Origin of the sequence: Longimicrobium sp. (assembly GCA_036389135.1) — a bacterium.
Lineage (GTDB): Bacteria > Gemmatimonadota > Gemmatimonadetes > Longimicrobiales > Longimicrobiaceae > Longimicrobium.
The window spans coordinates 91,263-117,717 of record DASVQP010000061.1; the positions used below are offsets into that span (position 1 = coordinate 91,263).

At 69.6% G+C, this 26,455-nt stretch carries 28 protein-coding genes; 11 read left to right on the top strand and 17 right to left on the bottom strand.

Translation table 11 applies throughout. The features are described 5' to 3' along the window. Positions 1 to 10 precede the first annotated feature (10 nt). From VF584_14735 to VF584_14760, 6 genes are all read left to right on the top strand, one after another. The gene (locus VF584_14735; GenBank protein HEX8211425.1) at positions 11 to 628 is read left to right on the top strand and encodes a hypothetical protein; all 618 of its coding nucleotides are present in this window, start codon (positions 11 to 13) and stop codon (positions 626 to 628) included. 47 nt (positions 629 to 675) lie between these two features. Beyond that, positions 676 to 912 carry a hypothetical protein gene (locus VF584_14740; GenBank protein HEX8211426.1) on the top strand — a complete coding sequence of 79 codons (237 nt, stop codon included), beginning with the start codon at positions 676 to 678 and terminating at the stop codon, positions 910 to 912. After that, complete coding sequence (locus VF584_14745; protein HEX8211427.1) at positions 909 to 1,253, top strand: hypothetical protein; 345 nt, start codon at positions 909 to 911, stop codon at positions 1,251 to 1,253. The genes VF584_14740 and VF584_14745 overlap by 4 nt, the downstream gene beginning before the upstream one ends. A 66-nt stretch (positions 1,254 to 1,319) precedes the next feature. Next, on the top strand, positions 1,320 to 1,601 hold the full coding sequence (locus tag VF584_14750; GenBank protein ID HEX8211428.1) for a hypothetical protein: 282 nt from the start codon (positions 1,320 to 1,322) through the stop codon (positions 1,599 to 1,601). A gap of 122 nt (positions 1,602 to 1,723) precedes the next feature. After that, entirely contained in the window at positions 1,724 to 2,359 is a 636-nt protein-coding gene (locus tag VF584_14755) for a DUF4142 domain-containing protein (protein HEX8211429.1), read from the top strand. A gap of 65 nt (positions 2,360 to 2,424) precedes the next feature. Beyond that, positions 2,425 to 3,285, top strand: a complete 861-nt coding sequence (locus VF584_14760) for an alpha/beta hydrolase (protein ID HEX8211430.1) — start codon at positions 2,425 to 2,427, stop codon at positions 3,283 to 3,285. A 105-nt stretch (positions 3,286 to 3,390) separates the two neighbouring features. On the opposite strand, the gene VF584_14765 is transcribed toward VF584_14760, so the two are convergent. The 8 genes from VF584_14765 to VF584_14800 all read right to left on the bottom strand — a co-directional run bounded on the left by VF584_14765 (position 3,391) and on the right by VF584_14800 (position 12,356). Beyond that, a complete protein-coding gene (locus tag VF584_14765; GenBank protein HEX8211431.1) occupies positions 3,391 to 4,602 on the bottom strand; it encodes an AI-2E family transporter in 1,212 nt (403 codons plus the stop codon). Positions 4,603 to 4,695: 93 nt separating this feature from the next. Continuing rightward, positions 4,696 to 5,088: a type II toxin-antitoxin system VapC family toxin gene (locus VF584_14770; GenBank protein ID HEX8211432.1), complete on the bottom strand. Its 393-nt coding sequence runs from the start codon at positions 5,086 to 5,088 to the stop codon at positions 4,696 to 4,698. A 215-nt stretch (positions 5,089 to 5,303) separates the two neighbouring features. Continuing rightward, positions 5,304 to 7,535 (bottom strand): M20/M25/M40 family metallo-hydrolase, encoded by a 2,232-nt coding sequence (locus VF584_14775; protein HEX8211433.1) that lies wholly within the window; start codon positions 7,533 to 7,535, stop codon positions 5,304 to 5,306. A 323-nt stretch (positions 7,536 to 7,858) separates the two neighbouring features. Further along, a complete protein-coding gene (locus VF584_14780) occupies positions 7,859 to 9,421 on the bottom strand; it encodes a serine/threonine-protein kinase (GenBank protein ID HEX8211434.1) in 1,563 nt (520 codons plus the stop codon). Positions 9,422 to 9,508: 87 nt separating this feature from the next. Continuing rightward, positions 9,509 to 10,069 (bottom strand): hypothetical protein, encoded by a 561-nt coding sequence (locus VF584_14785; protein HEX8211435.1) that lies wholly within the window; start codon positions 10,067 to 10,069, stop codon positions 9,509 to 9,511. 22 nt (positions 10,070 to 10,091) lie between these two features. Next, positions 10,092 to 10,496 carry a PIN domain-containing protein gene (locus VF584_14790; GenBank protein ID HEX8211436.1) on the bottom strand — a complete coding sequence of 135 codons (405 nt, stop codon included), beginning with the start codon at positions 10,494 to 10,496 and terminating at the stop codon, positions 10,092 to 10,094. A gap of 2 nt (positions 10,497 to 10,498) precedes the next feature. Continuing rightward, positions 10,499 to 10,807: a type II toxin-antitoxin system Phd/YefM family antitoxin gene (locus VF584_14795; protein HEX8211437.1), complete on the bottom strand. Its 309-nt coding sequence runs from the start codon at positions 10,805 to 10,807 to the stop codon at positions 10,499 to 10,501. Positions 10,808 to 10,904: 97 nt separating this feature from the next. Next, a complete protein-coding gene (locus tag VF584_14800) occupies positions 10,905 to 12,356 on the bottom strand; it encodes a DEAD/DEAH box helicase (protein ID HEX8211438.1) in 1,452 nt (483 codons plus the stop codon). Between the two features lie 156 nt (positions 12,357 to 12,512). Between VF584_14800 and VF584_14805 the strand changes: the two genes are divergently transcribed. Together VF584_14805 and VF584_14810 are read left to right on the top strand one after the other, a co-directional pair. Continuing rightward, positions 12,513 to 12,977, top strand: a complete 465-nt coding sequence (locus tag VF584_14805; protein ID HEX8211439.1) for a hypothetical protein — start codon at positions 12,513 to 12,515, stop codon at positions 12,975 to 12,977. 199 nt (positions 12,978 to 13,176) lie between these two features. Then, positions 13,177 to 13,674, top strand: a complete 498-nt coding sequence (locus VF584_14810) for a ferritin-like domain-containing protein (GenBank protein HEX8211440.1) — start codon at positions 13,177 to 13,179, stop codon at positions 13,672 to 13,674. Between the two features lie 257 nt (positions 13,675 to 13,931). Here VF584_14810 and VF584_14815 read toward each other — a convergent pair whose 3' ends face one another. Next, complete coding sequence (locus tag VF584_14815; protein HEX8211441.1) at positions 13,932 to 14,393, bottom strand: hypothetical protein; 462 nt, start codon at positions 14,391 to 14,393, stop codon at positions 13,932 to 13,934. A gap of 162 nt (positions 14,394 to 14,555) precedes the next feature. Between VF584_14815 and VF584_14820 the strand changes: the two genes are divergently transcribed. Further along, positions 14,556 to 14,846 carry a hypothetical protein gene (locus tag VF584_14820; GenBank protein HEX8211442.1) on the top strand — a complete coding sequence of 97 codons (291 nt, stop codon included), beginning with the start codon at positions 14,556 to 14,558 and terminating at the stop codon, positions 14,844 to 14,846. A 74-nt stretch (positions 14,847 to 14,920) separates the two neighbouring features. Here the strand turns inward: VF584_14820 and VF584_14825 are convergent, their stop codons facing one another. The 6 genes from VF584_14825 to VF584_14850 form a co-directional block, all read right to left on the bottom strand. Next, a complete protein-coding gene (locus VF584_14825) occupies positions 14,921 to 15,706 on the bottom strand; it encodes a carboxypeptidase regulatory-like domain-containing protein (protein ID HEX8211443.1) in 786 nt (261 codons plus the stop codon). Positions 15,707 to 15,792: 86 nt separating this feature from the next. Continuing rightward, on the bottom strand, positions 15,793 to 16,230 hold the full coding sequence (locus VF584_14830; GenBank protein HEX8211444.1) for a hypothetical protein: 438 nt from the start codon (positions 16,228 to 16,230) through the stop codon (positions 15,793 to 15,795). Between the two features lie 275 nt (positions 16,231 to 16,505). Beyond that, entirely contained in the window at positions 16,506 to 17,525 is a 1,020-nt protein-coding gene (locus VF584_14835; protein HEX8211445.1) for an MBL fold metallo-hydrolase, read from the bottom strand. A 173-nt stretch (positions 17,526 to 17,698) separates the two neighbouring features. Continuing rightward, on the bottom strand, positions 17,699 to 20,359 hold the full coding sequence (locus VF584_14840) for a zinc-dependent metalloprotease (GenBank protein HEX8211446.1): 2,661 nt from the start codon (positions 20,357 to 20,359) through the stop codon (positions 17,699 to 17,701). Between the two features lie 267 nt (positions 20,360 to 20,626). Next, a complete protein-coding gene (locus VF584_14845) occupies positions 20,627 to 21,421 on the bottom strand; it encodes a TIGR03915 family putative DNA repair protein (protein ID HEX8211447.1) in 795 nt (264 codons plus the stop codon). Positions 21,422 to 21,596: 175 nt separating this feature from the next. Continuing rightward, on the bottom strand, positions 21,597 to 22,853 hold the full coding sequence (locus VF584_14850; protein ID HEX8211448.1) for a putative DNA modification/repair radical SAM protein: 1,257 nt from the start codon (positions 22,851 to 22,853) through the stop codon (positions 21,597 to 21,599). Between the two features lie 235 nt (positions 22,854 to 23,088). Between VF584_14850 and VF584_14855 the strand changes: the two genes are divergently transcribed. After that, positions 23,089 to 23,382: a hypothetical protein gene (locus VF584_14855; GenBank protein ID HEX8211449.1), complete on the top strand. Its 294-nt coding sequence runs from the start codon at positions 23,089 to 23,091 to the stop codon at positions 23,380 to 23,382. 7 nt (positions 23,383 to 23,389) lie between these two features. Here VF584_14855 and VF584_14860 read toward each other — a convergent pair whose 3' ends face one another. Both VF584_14860 and VF584_14865 read right to left on the bottom strand, forming a co-directional pair. Then, positions 23,390 to 24,133, bottom strand: a complete 744-nt coding sequence (locus tag VF584_14860) for a class I SAM-dependent methyltransferase (GenBank protein HEX8211450.1) — start codon at positions 24,131 to 24,133, stop codon at positions 23,390 to 23,392. A gap of 24 nt (positions 24,134 to 24,157) precedes the next feature. Next, a complete protein-coding gene (locus VF584_14865; protein HEX8211451.1) occupies positions 24,158 to 24,958 on the bottom strand; it encodes a DpnII family type II restriction endonuclease in 801 nt (266 codons plus the stop codon). Between the two features lie 253 nt (positions 24,959 to 25,211). On the opposite strand from VF584_14865, the gene VF584_14870 reads away from it, so the two are divergent. Next, positions 25,212 to 26,081 (top strand): site-specific DNA-methyltransferase, encoded by an 870-nt coding sequence (locus VF584_14870; protein ID HEX8211452.1) that lies wholly within the window; start codon positions 25,212 to 25,214, stop codon positions 26,079 to 26,081. Positions 26,082 to 26,455 lie beyond the last annotated feature (374 nt).

Consider the following 26,455-nt stretch of genomic DNA (forward strand, 5'->3'; position numbering starts at 1 on the left):
CCGAATCCTGATGCTTCGCCTTTCTCTCGCCGGACTCCTCGCAGTAGCTCTCACCGCATCCGCGGCGCCCTGCCAGCAGCGTATCCAGGTGGCGCCCGGCACGCGCGTGCGCGTGACGGTGCCCATAGTCGTTGATGGAGTCGCGATCAATCGCGGCGGGGGAACGGCAGTGGGCACCATCGTCGGCATCGACAGCGAATCCATTACGACCCGGAGGGAGAGCGACGGAGCGGTGCAAACGACCCCCTTCAGCGCTCTCACTCATCTGGAAATCAGCCGTGGAATCTTGTCCACCGGTGAAGCAAGGCGCCGTGGAACGGTCCGGGGCGCGCTCATTGGCGGCGGAATCGCAGTAAGTACGTATGCCCTTTACCGCGTCCTGCAGGTCGTTGCCAGGGAGGCGGGGAAAGACGCAGACTGCAACGGCCCGGACGAGCCTTTCTGCGAGGACACGGACGAGATGCCCTACGTTCTCGAGTTGATCGGGGGCGGCATCCTCGGGGGCGCCCTGATCGGGTTCACCGTCGGCTCGTTGAAACGTGAACACTGGGTGCGGGTGAGCCCCCGGTCGCTCGAGCCGGTCGAAATGCCGCGCGAGGTGAGCCTGATCGTCTCCGTGAAGCTGTAGGGCAGGGTCCCGTCCCTCCCTTCGAGACCCTCAGACCTGGTGCCCCAATGAAAGTAGCGATTCGGCTGTTGATGCTCGCGGTGGGGGTGGTGCTCGCTATGGACGTGCTCTACCTCGTGAACGGCTCGTTGGAGATGTTTCCGACGGAGGAGCAACAGGAGAAGATCCGGGTGGTGACGGGCGCCATCGCCGTGCTCCTGCTGTGCGCGGAGGCGGGGCTTTGGACGCTGCTGCGGAGAACGCCGCCGCGCGCAGCTCCTCTGATCGAGAGGTCCGTCCCATGATGAGCTCCCGGCTTCTCCCCGGCCTCGGCATCGCCCTGCTCCTGCAGGGCTGCGCGGTCGACCAGATCGCCGGTCCAGCCCCACAGCCGCGGCCCGGAGTCACCATCCGGCTGAACTGCCCGGGGCCGCCCCCGCCGGGCACACCTCCGCCGCTGTTCATCGTGAATGGTGAGCGGCTGTCTGGGGAGGAGCTCGCAGCGCGCGGCATCCGCCCGGAACACATCGACGTTCTCACCGTCGTGAAGCCCGCTCAAGCAATCGTCGAGTATGGGCGGGCCGGAGAGCACGGCGTCGTCCTGATCGTCACGAAGCAAGCGGCAGCCGGTATTCGCCGGCCCTGATGCAGCGGCGGACCGCCGGGTGCCCGTGAGCGTAGTTGCGCATACCGTTTGCGAGCGGAGGCGTGCATGCCGATGAGGAACCTGCTCCAGGACGATCGCGAGTGGACGGTCTGGGACGTATTCCCGACCTTCGACGCGCGCATGCGCATGGCCGGCGAGGCCGCGGACCAGCTGGTGCAGGGATGGCTGGTCTTTGAGTGCGACGTCGAAAAGCGCCGTCTTGGGCCGGTTCCCGATGGCTGGGACGTGCTGCCGGACCACGAGCTCGCGCTGCTCCTGGCGAGCGCCGAGCCGGTCCCGCGGCGCGCGGGCGAGGCGGAGGGGCCGCTCCCCCAGCCTGCGGTATGAAGGCCACTCCGCGGCTCGCGCTTGAGGCACGGCGAGCATCGAAGTTGCCAACGATCGCGGGCACACAGGCCGCGGGGCGCATCATCCGCTCCGCGGCGTCCTTTTTTCCGACCGGAGGCCGTATGACCGCGTACCGCAGCATCGCCATGCTCGCCTGCATCGCCGCGCTTGGCGCATGCAGCGGCGGCTCGTCCGACAATCGGGGGGGCGCGGGCGACACCGCCACCGCCGCCGTGTCGCCCCCCAGCGCCGAGGTGCCGCAGGGTGCGCCGCCCCCGGGCACCGGCTCGCAGGCGCCGGTCGCGGGGGCGATGAGCGACGCCAACATCGCCGCCGTCGCGTCCGCGTCCAACCAGGGCGAGATCCAGAGCAGCCGCGTCGCGCTCCAAAAGGGGGAGAACGCGCAGGTGAAGCAGTTCGCGCAGCGGATGGTGGACGACCACACGCGCATGGAGCAGGAGATGTCGCAGCTCCTGCAGGGGAAGGGCGTGACGCCGCAGGACAACGCGCAGAGCACGCAGATGAAGCAGGCCGCCCAGTCCGCCATCCAGCAGATGGAGGCCATGACGGGACGGCAGCTCGACTCGGCGTACGTGGCGCACCAGGTACAGGCGCACCAGGCCACCCTCCAGGCGCTGGAGACGATGCTGATCCCCAACGCCCGGGATCCGCAGGTGAAGGCGCTGTTGGAGAAGGCCCGCCCGGCCGTCGCCCAGCACCTGGCGGACGCGCAGAAGCTGCAGGGCTCCATCCGCTAGACGTGCCTTGCCCCGGCCGCCGGTGTTCCGGCGGCGGGGCGCACCACGCATACGGGAGACGAGCGATGCCGGGAAGCGGTGCCGGATGGACGGACGGCGACGCGCAGGTGGGCGACGTCCGGCTGCACTGGATCGAGGCCGGAACCGGCGCGCCCGTCGTGCTGCTGCACGGCTTCCCGGAGTTCGGCTACGCGTGGCGGCACCAGCTTCCGGCGCTGGCGGCGGCGGGGTTCCGCGCCGTCGCGCCGGACATGCGCGGCTACAACCTTTCCGACAAGCCCGCCGGCTACCGCAGCTACGCCGTGCAGCAATTGGCCGCGGACGTGGTGGGCCTGGTACGGGCGCTGGGGGCGGAGCGCGTGCACCTGGTGGGGCACGACTGGGGCGGCATCGTCGCGTGGCACGTGGCGATGCATCACCCGGAGGTGGTCGACCGGCTGGTGGTGATCAACGCGCCGCACCCGGGCGTCTTCCGCCGCGAGATCCGCAAGCCGGACCAGTTCCTCCGCTCGTGGTACGTGGCGTTCTTCCAGCTCCCCCAGGTGCCGGAGTGGACGATCCGGCGCAGAGACTTCGCGCTGCTGGAGCGCATCTTCCGCTACGACCCCGTGCGTCCCGGCGCCTTCACCGACGCGGACATCCGCCGCTACAAGGAAGCCGCCGCGCGGCCGGGCGCCCTCACGGCGATGCTGAGCTACTACCGCGCCCTGCGCATCCCGCGGCCGGAGCCGGTGCCGGTGCGCGCCCCCACGCTGCTGATCTGGGGGATGCGCGACCAGGCGCTCTCGGAGCGCAACACGCACGGGCTGGAGGAGTGGGTCCCCGACCTGCGCATCGAGCGCATCCCCGATTCCAGCCACTGGGTGATGTCCGACGTGCCGGAGCGCACCAACGAGCTCCTCGCCGGCTTTCTGCGCTCCACCTGAGCTTCAACTGACCTCACACAGAGACACAGAGGGACACCGAAAGAACAGCAGGAGGGTTTCTCTGTTTCTTGCGGTTCCCTCTGTGCCCTCTGTGTGATGCTGTTTTCAGCGGAGCAGCGCGCGCCGCTCCCCTTCGTCGCGCCCGCCGAGGAACTCGCCGAAGGCAGCCAGCGACTCCACGTGGTCGCAGAGGATCTTGAGCGCCGCCAGGATGGGGACGGCCAGGAACGCGCCGGGGATACCCCACACCGAGTACCAGAACGCCAGCCCCACGAATATCGCCACCGGGTTCAGCGCCAGCCGGTGGCCGAGCAGCGTGGGGCTCACCAGGTTCCCCTGGATCAGGTTGATGACGAGGAAGGCGGCGGGTACCAGCAGCGCCTGCCCGGTGCTCTCGAATGTGGTGATGGCGGCGATGGTCAGGATCACCGTCATCGCCGCGGCGCCCAGGTAGGGGATGAACTCGAAGATCGCCACCAGCGCCCCCCACAGCGCCGGGTTGGGCATCCCCAGCAGGTACAGCGCGATTCCCACCGCGATCCCCTCGGTGATGTTGACCACCGCCGTGGTTAGCAGGTAGGTGGAGATCGACGATTCGGTGGCGCGCGCGATCTCCACCGCCTTGCGCTTGTCTCCCTGCGAGGGGAGCACCTTGACCAGCTTCTGCAGGAAGAGGTCGCCCGACGCCAGGAGGAAGTAGAGGAGGATGATCACCTCCAGCGCGCCGGTCAGGAAGCGTTGCGTGGTGCCGAAGAGGCGCGAGATGAGGCTCGGCCCGCGCACCACCACCTCGCGCGGCGCGGTCGAAGCCGCTCCCGCGTCTACCCCGCTGGTCGCGCTCTCCATCTGCTGGGCGGTGCGGCTGAAGCGCTCCATCGGCTTGAGCAGCTTGCTCATCTTGCCGCGCGCGGAGGCCAGCGTCTGCGGCGCGGAGGTGGCCCAGCTCTGCACGGGCCCTGAGAGGTGGTACGCCCCCAGTGTCAGCATGCCCAGCAGCGTCAGGATGACGATGCCCGCACCGAGCGGCGGGCGCACGTGCAGCCTCGCCAGCGCCCGCACCACGGGGCTGAAGAGGAAGCTGAGGAGGAGCGCAAAGGTGATGGGAAGGAGCAGCCCGTGCGCCAGGTGGAGCGTGTACACCACCGCCAGCACCGCCAGGATGGTGATCCCGAACGGCGTGGTGCGCCCGCTGGCCATTGCCTCGCCGGTGCGCGTGAGATCCGGCTGCGCGGCACCTATCTCAGCGGGCTGTGCCTGCGCGCGCGGATCAACGTCGGGCGTGAGGATCGAGTCCCCATCGGACGCTCTCTTGTTCATCGCCATCCTGGTGCGAAGTAGGTAAAACAGCCTCACACAGAGACACAGAGGAAACAGCAAGAAGAACGGGAGAGCTCATTACATCTTACTGTCTTACCACCTACCAGACGCGGCGCACGCCGTACGCATCCAGGACAGGATCGGCGCTGACGAGAACTGCTTCCTCCACGAACGCCTGCGCCACGAGCATCCGATCGAACGGATCGCGATGGTGGAAAGGAAGCGCGAGGACTCCCGTGAGGTGTTCTGGAAGGAGAGGCAGGAGCGCGACCCGTTGGCGAGCAGTTGGCCGGGTACGAGTTGCTCGTAGGGAACGTGCAGCTCCAGCTTCCCGAGACTCACCTTTATCGCGATCTCCCACGCTCCGGCGGCGCTGAAGCGCCGTTCGTTCGCGAGGTCCTCGATCAGATCGCGCGCGGTCCGGCTGAGCCGCGGGTTGCCCTCCAGGAACCAGAGGATCGTGTGAGTGTCGAGCAGCAGTCTCACTGTTCGCGTCCTCCATCCTGACCTTGTTCATGCGGCCTCGCTTTTGATGCCGTTCGCGCCGATCCGCCGCCGTGCGCTGCAAGGAGCTAACCAGAACAGCGGGGCGTCCGGCGAGTGCCGGGGCGCCCCGCTCACGAATCAGCCGATAGACCGCCAGCGTCCAGGTCTCTCTGTGCCCTCGTTGTCCCCTCTGCGGCTCTGTGTGAAACGGCAGTTCAGCGACGGTCGTCGCCGGTCAGGATGTCGCGTGCGTTCAGGAGCGCGTCGGTGGCGCCCAGGAATCGGGTGGCCAGATCCGCGAGCTCCTGCTCGGCCAGGCGGCGGTCGTCGGCGCGCACGGCCTCCTGCACGGAGGGGAAGACCATGTTCGCGTAGCCGTTGTTCTCGTCCGCCGCGTAGATCAGCGAGCGGAACCACGGGCGCGACCTCAGGCCCCGGCTGCGTGTGAGCGCCCGCTCCACCCGCCGAATCGACGAGTTGGCGCGCGTCAGGGTGCGGCGGTCCGGCACGCGCGAGGCCAGCACCTCGTCGCGGGCGCGCGCCAGCCCCACCGCGGCGCGCTCCATCCGGTCGATGGCGCCGCGCAGGGCGTCCGTGTTCAACGCCGAGTAGCCGCGCGCGCGGAAGGAGCTGTCCAGCGCCGGGAGGTAGCGGCGCATTGTGCGGGCGAACTCCACGTAGTCGAAGGGGAGGACGTCCGCGTTCGCCATCCGCATCACCATCGCGGCGCCGACCTGCGCGGCGGCGGTGTGGCGGCGGAAGTCCGGGTCGCCATAGCGCGACATCCAGTTGAACGAGTCGTACTGCGAGTGGTAGACGCCGTACCGGCCGCTGAACCCCCAGTCCGCGTGCGGAATGCCCAGGTGGTTGTAGAAGCCGGCGAAGTCCGAGCCGCCGCCGGGGTCACCCATTGCGGGCTCCAGCGAGTCCGCCGCCAGCCCGGCCGTGCGCCGCCACGCCTGGTAGATGCTCCCGTTGCCGGACGGGTCGGGCACCGTCCGCGCCACGTCGCGCACCAGCTCGCGCAGCGATGGCGACGCGCTCCCGCCGAAGTTGGGCCCGGTCGCGGAGACGTCGATGTTGAAGTACGCCGCGGCGCCCCGCACCAGACGCGCCGAGTCCTGCTCCACGAACTCGGTGGAGCCGATCAGCCCCCACTCCTCCGCGTCCCAGGTGGCGAAGACGATGGTGCGGCGCGGGCGGTTGCCGGCGCGCACCTGCTCGGCCACGGCGCGCGCGGCCTCCAGCACGGATACGGTGCCGCTCACGTTGTCCGCCGCGCCGGGGCCCCAGCCGTCGCGGTGGGCGCCCACCAGCACCAGCTCGTCCGGGAACTCGCTTCCGCGGATCGTCCCCAGGGTGTTCCAGATCTCCTTGTACGCGGCGGGGGTGCGCGCGTCCGTTTCCACCGCCACGCGCGCCACCACCGGCCCGGCGCCGATGCGGTAGCGGAAGGGAAGCCCGCCCTGCCACCCCGCCGGCACCTCGCGCCCGCCGAGGCCGCGCAGCAGCTCCGCCGCGTTGTCGTAGCCGATCGCCACCACCGGGATGTTGGGGATGGACATCACCATTGGCGCCGCGCGCGCGGTGTCGCGATCATCGGGGCGCATGCGGCCGTCGCGCCCGCGTACCATGCGGCCGGTACGCGCGGTGTCGCGCCGCGGAATGCCCATGACGGGCGGCGAGCGCCGCACTCCGCGCACCGAGGGGCGGTTGGGAGTGGTGGGGTCGCCGTTGCCGTTGAAGACGCTCCCGCGCTGGATGCCCGCGCCCGGGCGCATGGGGCCGTTGGGGTACGGCTGGCCGGTGCCGGGCCCGTCCTGCTCCGGGTCGCTGTACAGGATCAGGGCGATGGCGCCGTTCCGCTCCGCCTCGCGCGCCTTGATCCCGCGGAAGGAGCGCCCGTAGCGCGCCACCGCGATCTTGCCGCGCACCGAGATGCCGAGCGAGTCCAGCCGCGCGTAGTCCTCGATCAGCCCGAAGTTGACGTAGACGAGCTCGCCCTGCACGTCGCCCGCGGCGCTGTAGCCGTTGGCGGCGGGGTACTGCCAAGCCGTGGAGGTGGAGTCGCCCGGCACCGGCGGCTCGGCCGTGGGCAGCTCTCGCGGCTGCGGCGACACGCGCCACACCCGCGCCGAGGTGGCGTGGGGAAGAAAGACGCTGTACGTCCTCACCTCCGTCTCCAGCCCCATGGCGCGCATCTGCTGGATGACGTAGTCGCGGGTGCGCGCCTGCGCCGGCGTCCCCGCCACGTGCGGCTCCGCGGAGAGGATGCGCGAGTGGGCGCGCGCCCTGTCCGGCTGGGGGACGCGTAGGGCGGCGGCCTCGGCCGCGCGCTGGCGCTGCGCGGCGGCGGTCGAGTACCCCGTGAGGGCGGGCTGCTGCGCTTGCAGCAGCGTCGCGGACGCGAGCACCGCGACGGGAACGAAGCGGACGAGCACGGGCATCCTGGGTGGAGTGGGCGCGGAACGGCTTGACGGGCTACTGGACAGCATAGCGCGGGGCGCGTGTTCGTGCTATCCCGCGGCGCGTTCGGCAACAACAGCACAAAGCCCGCCTGCGCGGACTCGCGCCGACGGACCTGTCCTGAGGCATCGTTCCAGGATGCGTGTCCAGGAGCGGATGAATCCACCGCTGGAACCACACAAAGTCCGCCTCCGCAAGCTCCGGGTCCAATTCCGCGTTTCACGAGCCCACTTCAGTGGGCTTCCCGTGGTTCCAGCCGGGGGATTCATCCCCCGGCGATCCGGCGCCGGTGCTTATCCCACCCCTACACCGCCACCGCCTCACGCACGCTCCGCCGCGTCAGCCACGACAGCGCGAAGCACGTCACCACCTGGAGCCCAAAGGTGGCGGCGAGGAGGATCGCGGGGTCGGCGTCGAGGCCGATGTAGCGGACCGTGGCGCCCGTGGCGGCGGCCGAGCCGAGCACGCCCAGCCCCGCTCGCCCGCGCCGCCCCGTCAGCCGGTGCACGGCCCAGGGGGTGAAGAGCACGGTAGCCACCGCACCGCCGAGGAACTGGGCGCGGTTCTCCTCCACCACGCCGGAGGCGGCGAGCGCCCAGGAGCCCACAAAGAGCCCCAGCACGATGGAGGTGACCGAGAACTCCCACAGCGCGCGCAGGAAACGCCGCATCATCCCTGGCTGGCGCCGATCCTCCAGCATCGGAGCGCCGGGTGCGGCAGGCCCGGCTACGGGTGCAGTCGGACGCACCGGGTGGGCGGGCGCCGGGCGGACCGGCGGCGGAGCGGGCGGCTCCACCGACACCGCCGTCGCGCGCAGCGGCGCGGGACGGACGGGAACCGGCGGCGGCACGCGCGGCGCGGGGGCCGTGGTGGAGGCCGGGCGCGGCGCCTCGTTCTGCAGGCGCGTGAAGTCCTCCTCGTCCGCTACGAACATCAGCGTCGGCTCGGAGGGGGCGGAGACCGGCGTCGCGGGGCGTGGCGCCGAGGCGACGGTCGGCGCCACCCCCAGCGCCTGGGCGAAGGCAGCGGCGTCGCGAAAGCGCTCGCGCGGCGACAGCGACAGCGCGCGCACCAGCGCCTCGTGCAGGTCGCCGGGGAGCTGCGGAGCGCGCTGGGGGAGGGCGCGCACGGCGGCGGTCACCTCCTCCGCGGCGCGGGCGGGGTCGGATGAGGTGAAGGGGCGCATCCCCGTCGCCAGGTGGTAGCCGACGGCGGCGAGGCTGAACACGTCCGACGCCGGGCCCACGTCGCCCTCGCCCGACATCTGCTCGGGCGATGCGTAGGCGGGGGAGAAGGGGGCGCGGCCGAACTCGGTGAGCGCCGTCATGGAGCCGTCGTCGGCATCCAGCTTGGCGATGCCGAAGTCCAGGACGCGCACGTGCGGCTCGTCCGGGCTGTCGCCGTCCTCCAGGAAGAGGTTGCCCGGCTTGATGTCGCGGTGCACCAGGCCCACGCGGTGCCCCGCGGCCAGCCCGCGCGCCGCCTGGCGCAGGATCGACACGGCCACCCCCAGCGGCGGCGCACCGGTGCGGGTGAGGCGCGCGGCCAGGTCCTCGCCGCGCAGCAGCTCCATCACCAGGAAGTCGAGGTCCACCTCGGCGTCCGTGCCGAAGTCGTACACGGCCACCACGTTGGGGTGGCGCAGCGAGGCCACCGCGCGCGCCTCGCGGTGGAAGCGCGCGCGCAGGCGGGCGTGGTCGCCGGGGTCGGCGCCGCCCGTGCCGATCACCTTCACGGCGACCTCGCGCCCCAGCCGCTCGTCGGTGGCGCGGTACACGGCGCCCATGCCGCCGCGACCGACCACCGCGTCGATGCGGTAGCGGCCGGCGAGTGTGCGCCCCGTCAGCAGTCCGGCGATCCCATACATCTCGTTCTTCGGCTCGCGGTGCGGGCGTGTTCGCGCCCAGATGATTGCGTGGGAAGGGTATACGCGCGGGCGGCGTGCTGAGTTTCCTCAGCGCGCGGGGCGGCGCAGGTCGAACTCCACCCGGAAGCGCCGGTCCGTCCCCTCGCGGCGGAGCGCGTAGCCAAACGCGCGCCCCGGCATCACCTCCATCGTCCACACGTTGCGCGCTGCCGCGGGAAGCATGCGCGCGGTGGCGCTGTCGGCATGGAACTCCTGGCGGATCGCCGTTCCCGGCCCCTGCGTGTCGCCGCCGTAGTTGGTGGGGGACCCCTCGGTGCCGTCCTCGTGCAGGTGGCGGTGCCGCAGGTTCAGGCCATCTTCCGTGCGGCGCACGAACCAGGTGCGCGAGTGGTCGGCGCCCACGTGGAAGCGGATACCCATCTCCCCCACGCGGCAGTCGTCCACCCGCATCACTAGACGGTTGCGCACGAAGGCGCTGTCCGTGGCGTTCCCCTCCACGAGGCGCCCCTCGAAGGCGCCGCCGCAGAGCGCGCGCATCCGCGTCCACCACACCTCCTGCTGCACCGCCAGCATCCCCTCGCGCGGGATGGGCGTGAACGAGACGCAGGCGCCCAGCACGAGCGTGAGGAGCAGTGAAGAGCGGATCATGCCAGAACGCGGAAAGAGGGTGTCACCAGATGACCTCCACGCCGGAAGCGGCGGCGATGGCGGGGTCGCGGGTGATGAGGGGGTGCCCCAGCTGTGCGGCCGTAGCGGCGATCAGGCGGTCGCCGCGCTCGGGGATGGCGCGGAGGCGCTCGGCCCGGCGGATGATCTCCCACGTGAGGTCCACCGCGAAACAGCGCCCGGAGGAAAGCAGGCGGCCGGTCCATTCCTCGAATCCGAAAGGGAGCGCCAGCCGCCCCGCGGCGGTCGCCTCGCCGACCTCCACCAGCACGAGAGCGGGAACGTAGATCAGCGCCGATCCTTCTTCCATCGCCTCGAACATGCGCCGCGCGGCGCCGCCCAGCTTCCTGGGCCGGTCCTGCGCGTACCAGATCAGCGCGTGCGCATCCGTGACCGCGAGCGAGGTCATGGCTACAGGTCGCCGAACTTCGCGTCCGCGGCTGCCGAGGAGCGCCGGCGGTTCTCCTCGAACCACTCGTCGAACTCATCCGGCGGCACCGTCAGCTGCATGCTCCCCTTCAGCTTGAAAGGGCGCTCCCGGATCTGCCTGAGCCCGGCGGCGGCCGCCTTGAGGTACTCGTAATGGCCCGCGTCAACCAGCACCGCACGCCCCTTCTGGCTGCGGTGCTCGATCACGACCTCTTCCTGCGGATCGGCAGTGACCTGCTCTACCAGGTCGAAGAGGTTGGCCCGCGCTTCGGACACGCTCACCTTCTTCACGATGCACCTCCGGGTGCAGGATGTACGTTTCAATCGTACAACTTGCACCCGGAGAGCCCCGCGATCAAGTCTTCTGTCGCTCACCGCTCGAAAGCGGTCAGGCGGCACCCTCGGTGGGGCGCCCGCCGGAGCGGCTGCGGCCACCGCTGCGCCCGCCCCCCTGCCCACGACCATCCGCGGAGCGGGGATGCTGGCCGCCGCGGTCGTTGCGGGGCCGGCCGCCGTCGGAGGGGCGGCCCTCGGCGCGGGGACGGTCTCGCGACGGCTCGGCGGGACGGCGCGGGCCGCGGCTGGAACCGCCCGCGGCCTCGTTCTGCGCCTTGCGCTCGGCCTTGGCCTTGGCGCGGGCACGCTCCTCGGACTTGCGCGCGCGGATCTCGGCGATGCGCTCTGCGAGCGGCACCTCGAAGCGCTCCGTGGGCTTGCGGTTGTAGTCGAAGTCCGCCACCGTCACGCGCGGCAGCTTCTTGCCGACTGCCCGCTCGATGGCGCGCAGGTCCGCCTCTTCCTCGGGCGACACAAAGGTGTACGCGTCGCCCGTGGCCTCGGCGCGCGCCGTGCGGCCCACGCGGTGGATGTAGTCTTCCGGCACGTGCGGAACGTCGAAGTTCACCACGTGCTCCAGCGCTTCCACGTCGATGCCGCGGGCCACGATGTCGGTGGCCACCAGCACGCGGAACTTCCCGCTCTTGAAGCCGGCCAGCGCCTCGGTGCGCTGCGGCTGGCTGCGGTTGCCGTGGATCTTGGCGTTGGGGATGCGGTTCTTCTCCAGGAAGTCCGCAAGCCGGTTGGCCCGGTGCTTGGTACGGGTGAAGACGATCACGTTGCCGATCTCGTCGCGCTTCAGCAGCTCCAGAAAGAGCTCGGCCTTGAGCGATTCCTGCACGGGGTAGATGGCCTGCGTGATCCCCACCGCCGGCGCCGCCTTGCGCTCCTGGTTGATGAGCGCGGGCTGCTTCAGCATCTCGCCGGAGAGCTTCGCGATCGCGTCCGGCATGGTGGCGCTGAAGAAGAGCGTCTGCCGGCTGGTGGGCAGGTGCTTCAGCACGCGCCGGATGTCGGGGAGGAAGCCCATGTCCAGCATGCGGTCCGCCTCGTCCAGCACCAGCACTTCCAGGCCGCTCAGCTTGGCGTACGGCTGTCTGAAGTGGTCCAGCAGCCGACCGGGGGTGGCGATGATGATGTCGACGCCGCTGCGGAAAGCGTGCTCCTGCGGCCCCATCCCCACGCCGCCGAAGACGGCCGCGCCGGTGACGGGCGTGTGCACCGCCAGCTCCTCGAGGTGCTGGTGGATCTGCGCGGCCAGCTCGCGCGTAGGGGTAAGGATCAGCGCCCGCGTGGTGCCGCGGGGCTTGTCCATCAGTCGCTGGATGATGGGGAGAAGGAAGGCGGCCGTCTTGCCGCTCCCGGTCATCGCGCACGCCAGAACGTCGCGCCCTTCCATGGCGGGCGGAACGGCCTGCTCCTGGATGGGCGTGGGGCGCGTGAACCCGAGCTCCTTGATCCCCTTCAGGAGCGTCGGGTGAAGTTGCAGCTTGTTGAAAGGCATGAACCCATCGGAATACGGGAAGCGGAGCGGCGCAACGGCGCCACTCCGCGCAGAGTCGCCCCCGCGGTGCGTTCCGCGTGCGGCGACGGCCGGCCCGATCGGCCGGACGCATCTAACTTAACACCATTCACGTGTTTACGGCACCCTGGAGCCGATATGTCGCCTGTGAGGCAGGACTTCCTGCTGCGGATGATCGAGGAAGCGTTCGACGTGATCCGCCGCATCCGCCTTCGCAGGCAGGACGGCGACCCCGCCGCGGCCGTCCGCGACGCCGACGCCGCGGTCGATGCGCTGCTGGGCCCGGCGGCCGGGGTCGCCACGCGGCTGGACCCCTCCACCGCCGCGCAGCTCATCCGCAATCCCGAGCAGGTGGCGCTCTGGGCGCGCATCCTTGCCGACAAGGCGGAGGCGTTGCGCGAGGCCGGCAACGAGCCCGGCGCCCGCCTCGTGGGCCGCCGCGCGCTGGAGACGGCGCTGGAGGCCTGGCTCCTGGAAGACGAGCAGCGCCGCCTCACCCCCGCCCTCCACGCCGTGCTCGACGAGGCGCTGGCGATGGCGCGCGGGTGGGTGGAGCCGGGGGAGCTGTCGGCGCGGCACCGGGCGGTGCTGGAGCGGGTGTAGGCGGGCCCTCACCCCCGCTCGTTCCTCGCTGCCCCCTCTCTCGTAGGGGCCGCGATTTATCGCGCCCGTGTCCGGCGCTGCTCCGCCGCCCGCCTTTCCTTGCGGGCGACGGCTATGGGCACGGGGCGTGCGTAGCCGGGCCGCCCCGCCGCTTGCGCACGATGCCAAGGACGGAGGCTCAAGACCAAGGAGAAAGATCATGGCGCTCAATACTTTGCGGGACCTGTACGTGGAGCAGCTTCGCGACCTGTACAGCGCGGAAAACCAGATCCTGAAGGCGCTCCCCAAGATGGCGGAGGCGGCCAAGCACCCCGAGCTGCGCCAGGCGTTCGAGGCTCACGTGACGCTGACGGAGGAGCACGTGCGCCGGCTGGATTCGATCTTCGCCGACCTGGACGAGAAGGGGTCCGGCCATCACTGCAAGGGGATGGAGGGGCTCCTCAAGGAAGCCAACGACACCGTCAAGGAGAAGGGCGACTCCGACGTGCTGGACGCCGCCATGATCGCCAACGCGCAGCGCGTAGAGCACTACGAGATCGCCGGCTACGGCTGCGTGCGCACGTACGCCCGCATGCTGGGCCGCGAGCAGGACGCCACCCTAATCCAGCAGACGCTGGACGAGGAGGGCGCCACCGACGAGCAGCTCACGACGCTCGCCGAGCGCGTCATCAACATCGACGCCCTGCGCGACATGTAAGCTCCGCGGGCTGGCGGTACGCGAACGGGGCGGGCCTGATCTCCAGGCCCGCCCCCGTCTAACTGCACGTCGGAGCAGGGCGTCTCGTAGTTACCCCTTTGACGCACCGAGAAATTCGGTTGGACGATCACCTGTCGAGAATCACAACAGACAATCTTCACCGCGAGATCGACACCGGGCCGGCGCTGGGAGTCGAAAGCTGGTGAGTGCCGGTTCCGGGTACATCCTCTAGCTGACCCCCAACCTCTGTGCCCTTATCAGTTCCCTCTGTGGCTCTGTGTGAGGCTGCCGTTGCCTGAGGTGGGCGAGGGCACGGGGTGGAGGTGCTCGGACTGGGAGCGGAGCTCGATGAAGCGGCGGGCCTGTTGGGCGAGGCCCCGCTGCTCCAGGAAGGCGTCCAGGTGCCGGAGCACGGAGCGCATGGAATCGATCTGCTCCTCGAAGCCGCGGAGGCGGCGCACCTCGCCCAGCAGGCGCAGGGTGGCGTCCGGATGCAGCGCGGCGATGTAGCGCTGGTTGGCGGGCGACACCTCGGCCTCGCGCTCCACTACGAAGACCAGGTCGTCGGAATCGCGCGGGGAGTGGGTGACGGCCAGGGTGGCGTCGCCGGTCTGGAAGTCCAGCACGGTCTGAGCTTCCCAGGGGCCGGGGGTGGCCTCGCAGGCGAGCGCTTCGAGCGCGGCGAGCTCGCGCTCGGAGAGCGGCGAATCGTTGGGCATGGGGACGGGGATGCGGTCGGGGAGTGCGGCGGGGAAGGGTGCAATCTTCGCCCGCGGCGGGTCACGCGCAAGCTTTCGGTGCGGCTTCGGCGGCGCGGTGGTACGGTGGATGCTGAACCGGCGGGCGACCCAGGTCCGCCCAAACCCGTTCGCAGAGGCGACATGCCCCGCACCCGTATCCTCGCCGCGCTCCCCCTGGCGGCTTTGCTCGCCCTCGCCGCCTGCGACAACGCCGGCGAGCACAACCCCGAGAACAACGACGCCGACGCCGCCACGGGCGCCGACCCGGTGACGCGCCAGGACTCCGCCACCGTCGGCCAGCAGGTACCCAACGCGTACCCGCCGGTCGGCACCACCAGCACCACCCCGGCGGACAGCAACCCGTCGCCCACCACGCCCGGCGGGGTGCCGCCGGCAGGGCGCGACACCGGGCGCGCGACGACGGCGCACTGACGGAGGGGTGCGAGCGACAGGTGCCCGGCGAGCTGCGCCGGGCACCTGTCTTCGCGCGCGCCGTCGCGAGGGCGCTACGGCTCTTTACGCGTCCAGAGCAGGATCACGCCGCACGCCGAGTCGCTTCCGCTGTACTGGGGCGGGATCTGCGACGAGCCGCTGAACACCTCCACCGCCTCCAGGTGCTCGGGCAGCGCCATCCCGGCCAGGCCGCTGCGGTCGTACGCCATCCGGTTCCCGTCCAGGTACACCTGGGGCAAGCACTGGGAGGCACCGCCAGCGCCTTTCTGGCTCCGGTAGATCGCACCAGCCATCGAGGAGCGGTCCAGGGCGATGTTGTAGCCGATCCGCGTGGTGCCGGGTAGGCGGTCCAGCACCTGGGTGATGTCCGCGTTGGAGTGCCGCTCGATCTCCTCCCGCCGCAGGAATCGCCCGAGCCCCCGGGCCTCGCGGTCGTAGAAGCCGGAGAGCTCGAGCGATGCACGCCGCTTCGGCTGGATGCGGCCGACGACGGTGAGCGGCTCCACCGACAGCGCCTGCACCGCCATGCGCACGTCCACCTGCAGCGTTTCCAGGATCCCCACCTGCACCGGCTGCGTGAGGGTGGGGCTGTAGCCCGTTCGCTCCGCGCGCAGGCGCACCGGGTCGGTCACGCGGATCTGCATCGAAAAGGTGCCGTTCTCCGCGGAGGTGGTGCGTGCGACCGTGCGCCCCTCCGCGTTGACGGCGCTGATGCGCGCCTGCGGCACGGGCTGCCCGTCGGCGGCGTCCAGCACGCGGCCGCTGAGCACCTGTGCCGCGGCGGGGGTGGCGAGCATAAGGAGGAGGGCGGGGAAGGCCAGGAGCCGGCGGAGGATCATACGATTCCCGAGGTGGGAGAGGAGGGCGGCGGGGTGTCGCATAGATGCGCACCCCGCCGGGGCAGAGCAACCTTCTTTCGCCGGCGTTAGAGCGCGGCGGCGGGCGAGTGCGGTGCGGGGTCGCCGCACTCCCGGATCACCTGCGAAATCTCGCTCTTCAGCAGGTCGTCCGCTTCCATGCGGTGGCTGTAGCTCTCCGGCGCTTGACTCGCGGGAGCGATGCCGGACTTGGTGTACACCCGCTCCCCGCGCACGTGAAGCATGGTGGTTCCGTTCGACCGGGTGCTCACGTTTACCAGGTGTTCGATCCGGTGCACCCACGCGCGGTCCGCCGTGCGCCGGGCGTAGAAGCTGTTGCCGTCCTTTGCCATCTCCACCGACGAGAACCCCAGCCGCTGCAGCGACTGCTGCGCACAGGTGAGGGCGTTCTCCGGCGCCGGGCCGCTCTGCTGCACGGCCGCGGGCACGCACGCGGCCAGGAGCGCGAGTGAGGGGATGACCAGCCGGGACATCGCGATTCTCATGAGCCCGCTCCGTCTTGGGGGTGAGGTGCCCAGCGCGGCGCGGGGAATCGCCGCGGCGTGTGGAGGGACCGCGTACACCGTGCCACCGCGCAAGCACATCCTATGTCCTGGGCCGGCAACACGTTGTCAGGATGGTCCGTACGGCGCTGAATCTCGCGCGGCCCATCCGCGGGACAAGCCTGTCCATTGAAAGGGACACCGGCTCGGCCGGCGCTGCGTGCGGCGCTCCGCGGATTATACGCGAATCCACCGCTCGTGGACAGCGCCGGCGCGGCTCATGGCGAGCCACGGCCGAGGCGGATCGTCTCGCCGTGCCGCGGCAGGTGCAGATCCGGCTGCGGCAGCCCGGCGGCCGTCCAGGCGGCGCGGGTGCGGATGGGCGGCTCGAGCGGGTCCTCGTCGGTGAGGCGAAAGGTGCCCCAGTGCATCCCCACGAACGCGCCGCGCCCCCCGAGGTCCTGGTAGGCACGCACCGCCTCTTCGGGGTTCATGTGCGCCGGCTTCATGAACCAGCGCGGGTCGTAGGCACCCACCGGCATCAGCACAACGTCGAAGGGCCCCGCGCGGCGCGCGATCTCGCCGTACCCGCCGAAGTAGCCGCTGTCTCCCGCGAAGTAGATCCCGCGGCCGTCCGGCAGGCGCAGGGCGAAGGAGGCCCAGAGGCGGTCGTTCATCTCGCGCATGGTGCGCCGCGTCCAGTGCTGCGCGGGGGCGCAGGTCACGCGCACGCCTCCGGGCAGCTCCGCCTCGTCCCACCAGTCCAGCTCCGTGATCCCGCGGATGCCCAGCCGCGCGAACCACTCCGCGTACTTCAGCGGCGTCGCCCAGCGCAGCGCCGCCCCGAACCGCTCGTGGAGGCGCCGCACCGTGTCCTCGTCCAGGTGGTCGTAGTGGTCGTGCGACAGGAGGACGGCGTCGATGGGCGGCAGCGCCTCCCACGCGATCGCGGGCGGTACGAAGCGCGCCGGCCCGATCCGCTGCGATGGCGACGCACGCAGGCTCCAGTGCGGATCGGTGAGGATGTTGATCGAGCCCGCCTGGATCAGGAACGTCGAGTGGCCCACCCACGTGATTCGTATCTCGTCCCCGTCCGCGCGCGGCGATGCGATCTCCGGGCGCGCCATCGGAAGGTCGCCGGGCTTGGGGTTCGGCGGGCGGCCTCGCAGGAAGCGCTCGCCCATCCACTGCAGCAGATGGAGCTGCGTGCGCCTCTCGCCGCCCTCCACCAACCACGGAATCCTGAACTTGCCATTCGCCGTGTGATGTGACGGACGGCGATCGGGCGCGTTACTCAAATGGACCTCACACAGAGACACAGAGGGTAAAGAAAGAACAGCAGAAGGGGTTCTTTGCGTCTTGTAGTTCCCTCTGTGCTCTGCGTGTGATGCTTTTTCTGTTCCGACGTGAAAAAGGAGTGGCACTCGTCCTGACGCGCCACTCCCTTTCTGGCCCAGCTAGAGGCGGGTGGTTACTTCTCCGCCTCCAGGCCCGCGCCGAGCGCCTTGTCGATGCGGGCGCGGGCCTCGGTGAGGTGCGCGGTGGTGTAGGCGTCCTGGCCGCCCGCCGCGATCGAGCGGGTGATGCGGCCGCGCAGCTCCGTCAGCCGCAGCCGCGCGACCGCGCGCGCGTCGGCGGGCATACGCTCCGGCGGCGTCACGACGATGGTGGTCATGCGGTCCAGGTAGGCGCGCTGCAGGTCGCGGCGCATGGAGGAGACGTTGCGGCCCGGCACGTACGCCTCCGCCCACACCGCGCGCGTCAGCTCGTCCATCAGCTCGGGGATGGGGAGCGTGGCCGCGCTGCCGAACTTGCGCTCCGCGTCGCGGATGCGGGCAAAGGTCATCGGCGAGGTGATGCCGTTCAGCAGCGCCGTCTGAATCCCGAGCACCTGCTCGTGGAACGGGTAGTCGATGCGCCCGTTGACGGTGGTCTGCTCGCCCCAGTGGCTCCAGCGGTTCGCGCCGAGCTTGGAGAGCACGTCCTGCGGAACCGCGAACGCCCCCGGCCCGAAGCCGTACTCGGTGAGAAAGGTGAGCGCCTCACGCTGCCGCGCGCGCGGCACCGCCACGAACGGGGCGCGCCCCTGCGGGTCCGCCACGTGGTCTCGGTGGCTGTACTGCCCGCCGATGTACTTCACCCCCGTCGACAGCGCGCGGCCGTACTGCCAGAGCAGCGTGTTGAACGCGTCCGTCAGGTCGGCGTAACGCGCGTTGTCCGTGATGACGTGCTGCGGAAGGCGCGTCCACGTGTCCGCGATGAGCTGCGCGCGTCCGCGTCCCCACGCCAGCGGGTCGCCGCTCAGGTCGTACGGGTTGACGTTGGGGTCCAGCGCGCCGGGGCCGCCGGCGTCCTCGTCCGTGCCGTAGGCGTGGCCGGGGAGCGCCGCCTCGCGCGCCACCAGCGCCGCGCGGGCCGCGTCCGGCGTGTAGCCGTAGGTGATCGCCCAGCGGTCGTACGAGCCGACGCCCGGGTTGTACACGTAGCCGCGCGGCTGCCCGCGGGGCGACAGGTTGAGCCCCGGGTACTCCATCACCGAGCTGAAGATGCCGTTGGTCTCGGCCCAGGTGCGGTCCTGCAGCTTCTCCAGCGGCGTGTCCGCCGAGGAGCGGAAGTTGTGGCGGAGGCCCAGCGTGTGACCGACTTCGTGCATCGCCACCCACTTCAGCGCCTGCGCCACGTACTCCGCCGGCACCGCGTCGTTGGGCCCGATCTCCCCGGAGCCGGCGAGAATGGCGCGGAGAAGCGAGCCCTGCGCGCCCAGCTCGCTGGCCAGCATCGCGTGCTCGCCCAGCGCGGCGGCGCCCCGCTCGGCGAACATCTCATCCACCGCGGCGCTTGGCGACACGGTGGTGCGCCAGTCGCGCTTGAAGCCGCGCACCATGCTTGCCTCGAAGAGGATGTCCGCGTCCAGGATCTCGCCCGTGCGCGGGTCCACGATGGAGGGCCCGATGGCGCCGTAGCCGGGCTGGTCGGAGGTGCTCCAGCGCAGCGTGGGGTAGCGGATGTCCTCCGGGTCGGCCCCGGCGGGGAGCATCTCGGCGCGGATGGCGTCCTGCCAGCCCGCGGCCTCGAAGGCGGAGCTCCACGCCTCCACGCCGGCCTTGAGGGCGGGGCGGTACTCCTCCGGGATGTTGGGATCCAGGTAGAAGACGATGGGCTTCACCGGGCGCACCCGGTCGCCCACGCGCTCGCCCGGCTCCAGGCGCCAGCGGTTGACGTTGCGGACGAAGAAGTTGTCGTCGTCGCGCGAGAAGTCGCGCCGCACGGTCATGAAGTAGCCCACGCGGTCGTCCGCCCGGCGCACCGTCATCGGCTGCGCGGGGAGCGCGGCAAAGGTGTACGCGATGGACACTGGGACGTAGCGCCCGTCCGGCACGGAGGGGAGGTTCGACGGGTTGGTGGGGCGGAAGGTGAGCTTCGCGCGGATGTTGACGTTCTCCGGGAAGGCCTTGACCGACTCCAGGTAGCTGCGCGCCTTGTCCACCGACACCGGGGGCGGGGTGCCCTGCCCGCCGGGGCTCGCCAGGCCGTAGCGCACCCGCTCGCCCACGCCGGAAAGGTCGCTGACCATCCAGTCGTACACGTTCACCAGCACGGTGCCGTCGTCGCGCACGGATTCCACCTTGGCCGATTCCAGCACAGACGAGCCGAACGACGTGCCCACCGCCGAGAGCGCGGGCGAGCCGTCAGGCGCGGTGAAGCGGGTGGGGCGGCGCACCAGGAAGACGCGGTCGCCGCGCCGCTCCAGCGCCACCACCGCTCCCTCGAAGATCCCCAGCATGGTGCCGCCGAACAGCCCCGCCGCGCCGATCCCCTGGCTGATCTGCATCCCCATCAGGAAGTCCTTCCCCAACCGGTCGGCGGGGATGGCCAGGAGCAGCTGGTCGCCCTTTTCGTATGTGTCGAAGAAGCCGGCGCGCCGGTTGGCGTCGCGCGTCACTTCCGCCCAAGGCTTGAAGGGGGACGGGGCTCGGCGCGTGGTGTCCGCCGTGGTGGCGGGGCGCGCGGCCGCCGTGGTGGGCGCGCCGGTGCCGGCCGCGGGGCGCGGCGACTGCGGGGCGCTCTTTGCCGATGCGCTGGCGCAGCCGGCGAGGCCGGCGCACAGCGCGGGAACGATCAACCGTTTCACGAGGGTGTTCTCCTGGGGGGATGGTGCCAGGTACGCGGGGCCACGTCCTGTGGGGTGGGCTGCTAAATTACTAGCACGGTCTCGTACCTCACGCAACTCTTTTGTTGGTTAGGAAATGATGTGGGCGAGGAACTGAAGTCCTGAGTCCTGAGTCCTAAGTGCTAAGTCCTGGTGAACCGCTGTTCAGCACTTAGCACTAAGCACTAAGCACTTGGCACTAAGCACTTGGCACTTAGCACTTAGCACTTAGCACTTAGCACTTGGCACTTATTCCGGCGGGCGCGCCTTGCTCTGCTCCTCTATCATGCGCCGCACCCGGGCCGGTGCGTCGCGCATCAGCGGCTGGATCAGCTCCGCTTCCGGGAGGTTGCGCCAGTACTTCAGCGGCATCTCGGACTTCATCGCTCGGGGCTTCATGCGCGCGGGGTTGAAGATGCTGGCGTAGTACGTCCGCCACAGATCCTCCAGTGCGTCGGCCGACGGAGCGGCGGAGCGCGGCACCCCTTCCGAGAACCAGAGCGCCGATCCGTCCCAGTGCGCGCAGCGGCGCGGCGTCAGGATCGACCAGCGCATGGAGGCGAAGCGCTCGGCGAAAAAGGGTGCGGTGCGTTCGAGCGTGTGGTGCTCCGGCTCGAACCACGCCACGTAGTGCGTCCCCTCCTCCCCCTCCACCGCGCGGAAGCGGACGAACGCCTTGGTCTTGTGCACGTCGCGCCGCACGGCCTTCTCCATCGCCAGCATGCGGTGGACGTCGGGGTCCATCGCCACCTCCATCAGCCGCGGCTCCCCATGCTTCAGCCGCCAGAGGACACGGTAGAGGATCGCCCACCGCTCCGCGTCGCTGTGGCACGCCGCCGCCTCCGCGAGTGCCATGAAGGCGCGAGGCACACGCGCGGTCGCCTGGACCGCGGCGGCGGGAGCGTCGTCCACCAGATCGAGCCCGGGCTGCTCCCCCTCCGCCTCGTCCCAGAGCACGTCGCGCGGCTCCACCCCCGCGGCGAGGAGCCCGCGGGCGGCCTCGCGCCATCCCTGGAACGTAGGTTCGATACTCGTGCGGCGCATTTGGTTGCCCTCACCCCCGTCTCGTTACACTCGACTGCCCCCTCTCCCGATAACAGGAGAGGGCTCCGCCCTCTGTTCTCGAGAGAGGGGGCTGGAACTGCTCCTTCCAATCACCTTCCCCTCTTTCCGTTGTCTCTGTGGCTCTGTGTGAGGCGCGGTTGCGGTTCTCCTGCGCTCAGAGCTCGCCATGAAGCGCGGCGAAGGCGGTCTCGAACAGGTCCGTCTGGCTCCCCTTCGGCGCGATGCGGTCGCGCAGGTCCAGGGCGTCCGGGTTGAGCAGCCGCGGCCGGTGGTCGTCGGTGATGATGAAGGGAAGGGCGCGCTTCAGCGGCACCCGCATCCGCGCCAGGTCCGCCAGGCGGATGCGGTGCCAGCGGCGCGCGGCCAGGATGCGCTTCACGTTGCGCGTCCCCAGCCCCGGGATGCGCAGCAGCTCCTCCCTGTCGGCCAGGTTCAGGTCCACGGGAAAGCGCTCGCGGTTGCGGAGCGCCCACGAGGTCTTGGGGTCCAGCCCGAGGTCCAGGTTGGGCGCCTTCGGGGTGGTCAGCTCGCGCGCCTCGAAGCCGTAGAAGCGCATCAGCCAGTCCGCCTGGTAGAGCCTGTGCTCGCGCACCAGCGGCGTGGCGATCAGCGGCAGCCCCGCGGCGGCATCAGGGATCGGCGAGAAGCCGGAGTAGTAGACGCGCCGAAGCTCCGGCCCTCGGTACAGCTCGGACGCGGTGTGCAGGATGGTGGTGTCCGTCGCCTCGGTCGCGCCGACGATCATCTGCGTGCTCTGCCCGGCCGGGGCGAAGCGCGGGAGCGTGCGGCGCGGGGCGGCATCCGCCTTGGCTTCGGCGATGCGCTCCTTCATCCGCCCCATGGCGCCGGTGATCTGCACGAGCTGCTTTTCGGGGGCAAGGCGGTCCAGGTTCTCCTGCGTGGGGAGCTCCACGTTGATGCTCAGCCGGTCCGCCCAGCGCCCCGCCTCGTCCAGCAGCTCTGGCGACGCGTCGGGGATCGTCTTCAGGTGGATGTAGCCCGCGAAGCCGTGCTCCCGCCGCAGCGTCTTCGCCACGGCGATGAGCTGCTCCATCGTGTAGTCCGGCGTGCGGATGATCCCGGAGCTGAGGAAGAGCCCCTCAATGTAGTTGCGCCGGTAGAAGTCCAGCACCAGCGCCACCAGCTCGTCCACCTTGAAGCGCGCCCGGCGCACGTCGCTCGAGCGCCGGTTGATGCAGTACTGGCAGTCGTAGATGCAGTAGTTCGTGAGCAGCACCTTGAGGAGCGACACGCACCGGCCGTCGGGCGTGTAGCTGTGACAGATCCCCGTCCCCTCGGTGGAACCGAGCCCCTTTGCGCCCCCCCTCCTCCCCTTCGCCCCGCTGCTGGAGCACGACGCGTCGTACTTGGCCGCATCCGCCAGGATCGAGAGCTTCGCCGCCACTTCCATCCCCTTCTCCCGCAAGCGTTTCCAGCGCATTCCGTACAGATGCCGAAATCTAAGCTCTGCACAATGTTAGGTCAACGCGAGGGGAGTTCAGGGGCGTAACAGGTGCCTTTGAGGGCTGGCTCGTGCAGCCTTGCGGGTTCGGTGGGTGCGGGAGCCACTTCGCGCACCGGGGAACCGGGGAACCGGGGAACCGGGGAACCGGGGAAGCAGGAACTCGAACGGACTCCCCGGGACGATGTACCCAGCCGACGACATCTTGATTCGCGTGCGCCTGGCGACCGAGCACGCGCGAGCCCTCAAAGCATCCATCGAGACCCACCTCGCCCGCTCGCGTACGCTGCAGGAGCGCGCGCTGTCAGGCCGGTACCCCAGCATGCCATGCGACGCGGCGCTCGTCGCCGACATCAGCGAGGTGGTGCGCACCAGCCGCCTGCTGCTGGAGGACGCACGCGAGCACAGGCGCCGCTGCCAGCTCCTCGTGGAGCAGCCGCGGCGCCGGAGACAGGGAGTCGCTGAAGAGCGGGAGTGATCCGTGATCAGGCCGCGCGGCACACGCATAGCTGGCGCGCGCTTCGCCCGTGGAAGGGCCCTCCCGCGAAGTCCCCGTAGCGCGCCTCCAGCCGGAGCCCGCCCGCCTCCAGCAGCAGCGGAAGCTCCTGCGGGAAGATGCAGCGCACGGCCAGCGGAGCCGTCCAGAAGTCCGGGCGGCCCGGCGCCGAGAAGTACCACGTCTCGCGCTTCACCTGCGCGGCCGCGTCGTACTCGCCCTCCGCCTCCACGGACACGCACCCGTAGTCGGGATGCTCGATCTCCATCACCGCGAAGCGAGTGCCCGCGGGCCGCGCGAGCAGGCGGACGCTGGGGTTGAACACGTCGAAGATGAACGTCCCGCCCGGCGCGAGGTGCCGGCGCACGGCGCTGAAGCAGGCCAGCAGGTCGTCCGCGGCGTGTAGATGGAGCAGCGAGTTGCGCGCGATGAAGATCAGCGGGAACGACTCGCCGAGATCGAACGAGCGGATGTCGCCCTCCACCAGCTCGGCGGAGGTGGACGCCTGGCGCAGCCTTTCCGCGGCGGCGCCAAGCATCTCAGGCGACAGGTCCACGCCGACGCAGCGCGTCCCGGCCTGCGCGATGGGAGCGAGGAGCTGCCCGGTGCCGCACGCCAGCTCCAGCACCGGGCTCCCCGCGCGCCGCGCCTCCTCCGCGTAGAAGCGCGCGTACTCGCCGGGCGGAAACAGCAGGTCGTAGAGACGTGGATCGGAGTAGAAACGTTCGCTCATCTTCGCCCCCGTTGCGGGCTGCGGTCAGATGGTGCGCTCTCCGTACTCGCCCGCGTAGATCCGCGCGACTTCGCGCTCCAGCTCGTCCAACCGGCTGGTGGTGTAGATCATGTCGATGCGGCCGGCGTTCTGCGCGTGCACGATGTTGCGCAGGTCGTTGGGGCGGTGGTGCCAGCCGGTTCCATCCAGCACCACGAAGAAGTACATGTGCATCGCGCGGGCGCGCTCGATCTTGAGGATGTCGCCCAGCGCGTCGGTGACCTTGCTTCCCGTGGCTTCGAACCCCTTCGCCTCGATGACGATCTTGGGGCGGTCGCGCGACGGGATGGCGAAGTCGCACTTCGCCGTCTGCCCCTCGCGCCCCACAAAGGTCACGCTGTACTCGAAGGGGACTTCGATCCGCTTTAGCGACGCGCGGACGCGGTCCTCGAGCTGCCTCCCTCGCTGCTGCCCGGCAATCGCGCGCCCGCGCAGGAGACGGTAGCGCTCGTTGATCACGTTACCGACCGTCCACTGCCGCTGGAGCTGCTCCCACATCGCATCGGGAAGTTTCATCGCCTCCATCGCCTGCGAAACCGTTTCCGGAGCCTGCCTCGCCCGAACGCGGAGGCCGGACCAGCTCAACCGCGAGCCGAGCGCCTGCGAGAATGCGGAGGCCGCACGGTCCTGCGAGACACCCATGAAGAGACGGGCGATCACCAGGAAGTCCGGGTGCTGGCGTAGTAGTGCGGTGAGCTCCGCGAGCGTGGGAGGCCGCCCCGCATCGTTCATCCCCTGGAGCACCCGCGGAAGCAGCTCCTGGAGCGCCCGCGTCTCGTTCTCCACCAGCTCGTGGAAGGGCCGCCCGCGAAGTCCCCGGAGCGCGCCTTCAGCCGGAGCCCGCCCGCGTCCAGCAGCAGAGGAAGCTCCTGCGGATCTACTGGCGCCAGCGTGGGTCTTTCCCCAGTTTGGACAGCCTGTGAACTCTATGCGCCAATCCAGCTCACTGGCGCAGTTCCCGGAGTCGGGTGGATCCACAAGTTGACACGCATTATAGTCATAGGGACTCCAGAGCCACGCAAGGCGAGATCTGCCTTCCGTGACCACATCCATTGGCATCGCCGCCGAGAGGAAAATGAAGGTTAACCAATGGTGGACGAGGGCACCCGAGGGCCTGGTAAACACGTCTCGGGCGGGGGACATCGTGAGAGGCGACGCACTGACGGCGCTGCAAGGCTTGCTGGATTGCTGTATCGACGTTGTTTTTCTCGACCCCCCATTCAACCTTGGGAAGGATTACGGGGAGAGCGGGAAGGCGGGCGATAGCCTTGGGGATGCTGACTACCACACGTACATGACCAATGTGCTGCGAGAGGCAACTAGGATACTAAAGCCCGGCGGTGCGCTCTACCTATATCACATCCCCAAATGGGCGTTGCGCTTCGCCTGCGAACTGGGTGAATCGCTGGAATTTCGCCACTGGATAGCTATCGCGATGAAGAACGGATATATGCGTGGGAAGGGTCTGTACCCTGCGCATTACGCACTGCTATACTTTACGAAGGGGCCACCGTCTGTGGCGAACCGGCCGAAGATCCAGCCCGCCACTTGCCCCCATTGCGACGAGTACGTGAAGGATTATGGCGGATATACTGCGAAAGTGGCCAACGGAGTAAATCTTTCAGATTTTTGGGATGATCTTAGCCCCGTGCGTCATTCTAAGTACAAGAACAGGGGCGCGAACGAACTGCCGTTGCTGCTCGCGAAGCGAGTACTAGAGATCAGCGGGCATAGAGGCGGTGTGATGCTCGACCCATTCGCAGGTACAGGTACATCAATCATCGCGGCCCGACTTAAGAAAATGAAGTATATTGCAATAGATCGCGAGCTTGCGAATTGTCAGTTGATGGCGACTCGAATCAAGAATGTGACTGCCCCTCGGCGAAGCAAGCACACCAACGAAGTCTGATCGGGACGTAGACCCCGGTCCGACCACAACATCAACGATGATCAATGACGCGCACCAAGAAGCCACCAGCTAAGAAAAAGAGGGTGAGACTGAGCCTCGCCGAGGCCAGCCGGAGGCGCATGGAGCTCAGATTCAAGACCGATATCAGAACGGTTTTCTTGAATGCGGGATTTGAGCAGGTTCCTACGCGTGATAAAAACATCACAGTGGCCTCTCGCGTAGGCGATCTAGATAGTGTCCATCCGGAAACTCGGAAGCGAGGCGGGGGCAAAGAGATGACGGCGCACCCGGGTGTGTTGGATCTCGCGCGGAAGGCGTAGGTTTGGGTTGCGAAGCTCAAACCACCTTACGCGGAGCACACTCGAATGCGCCGT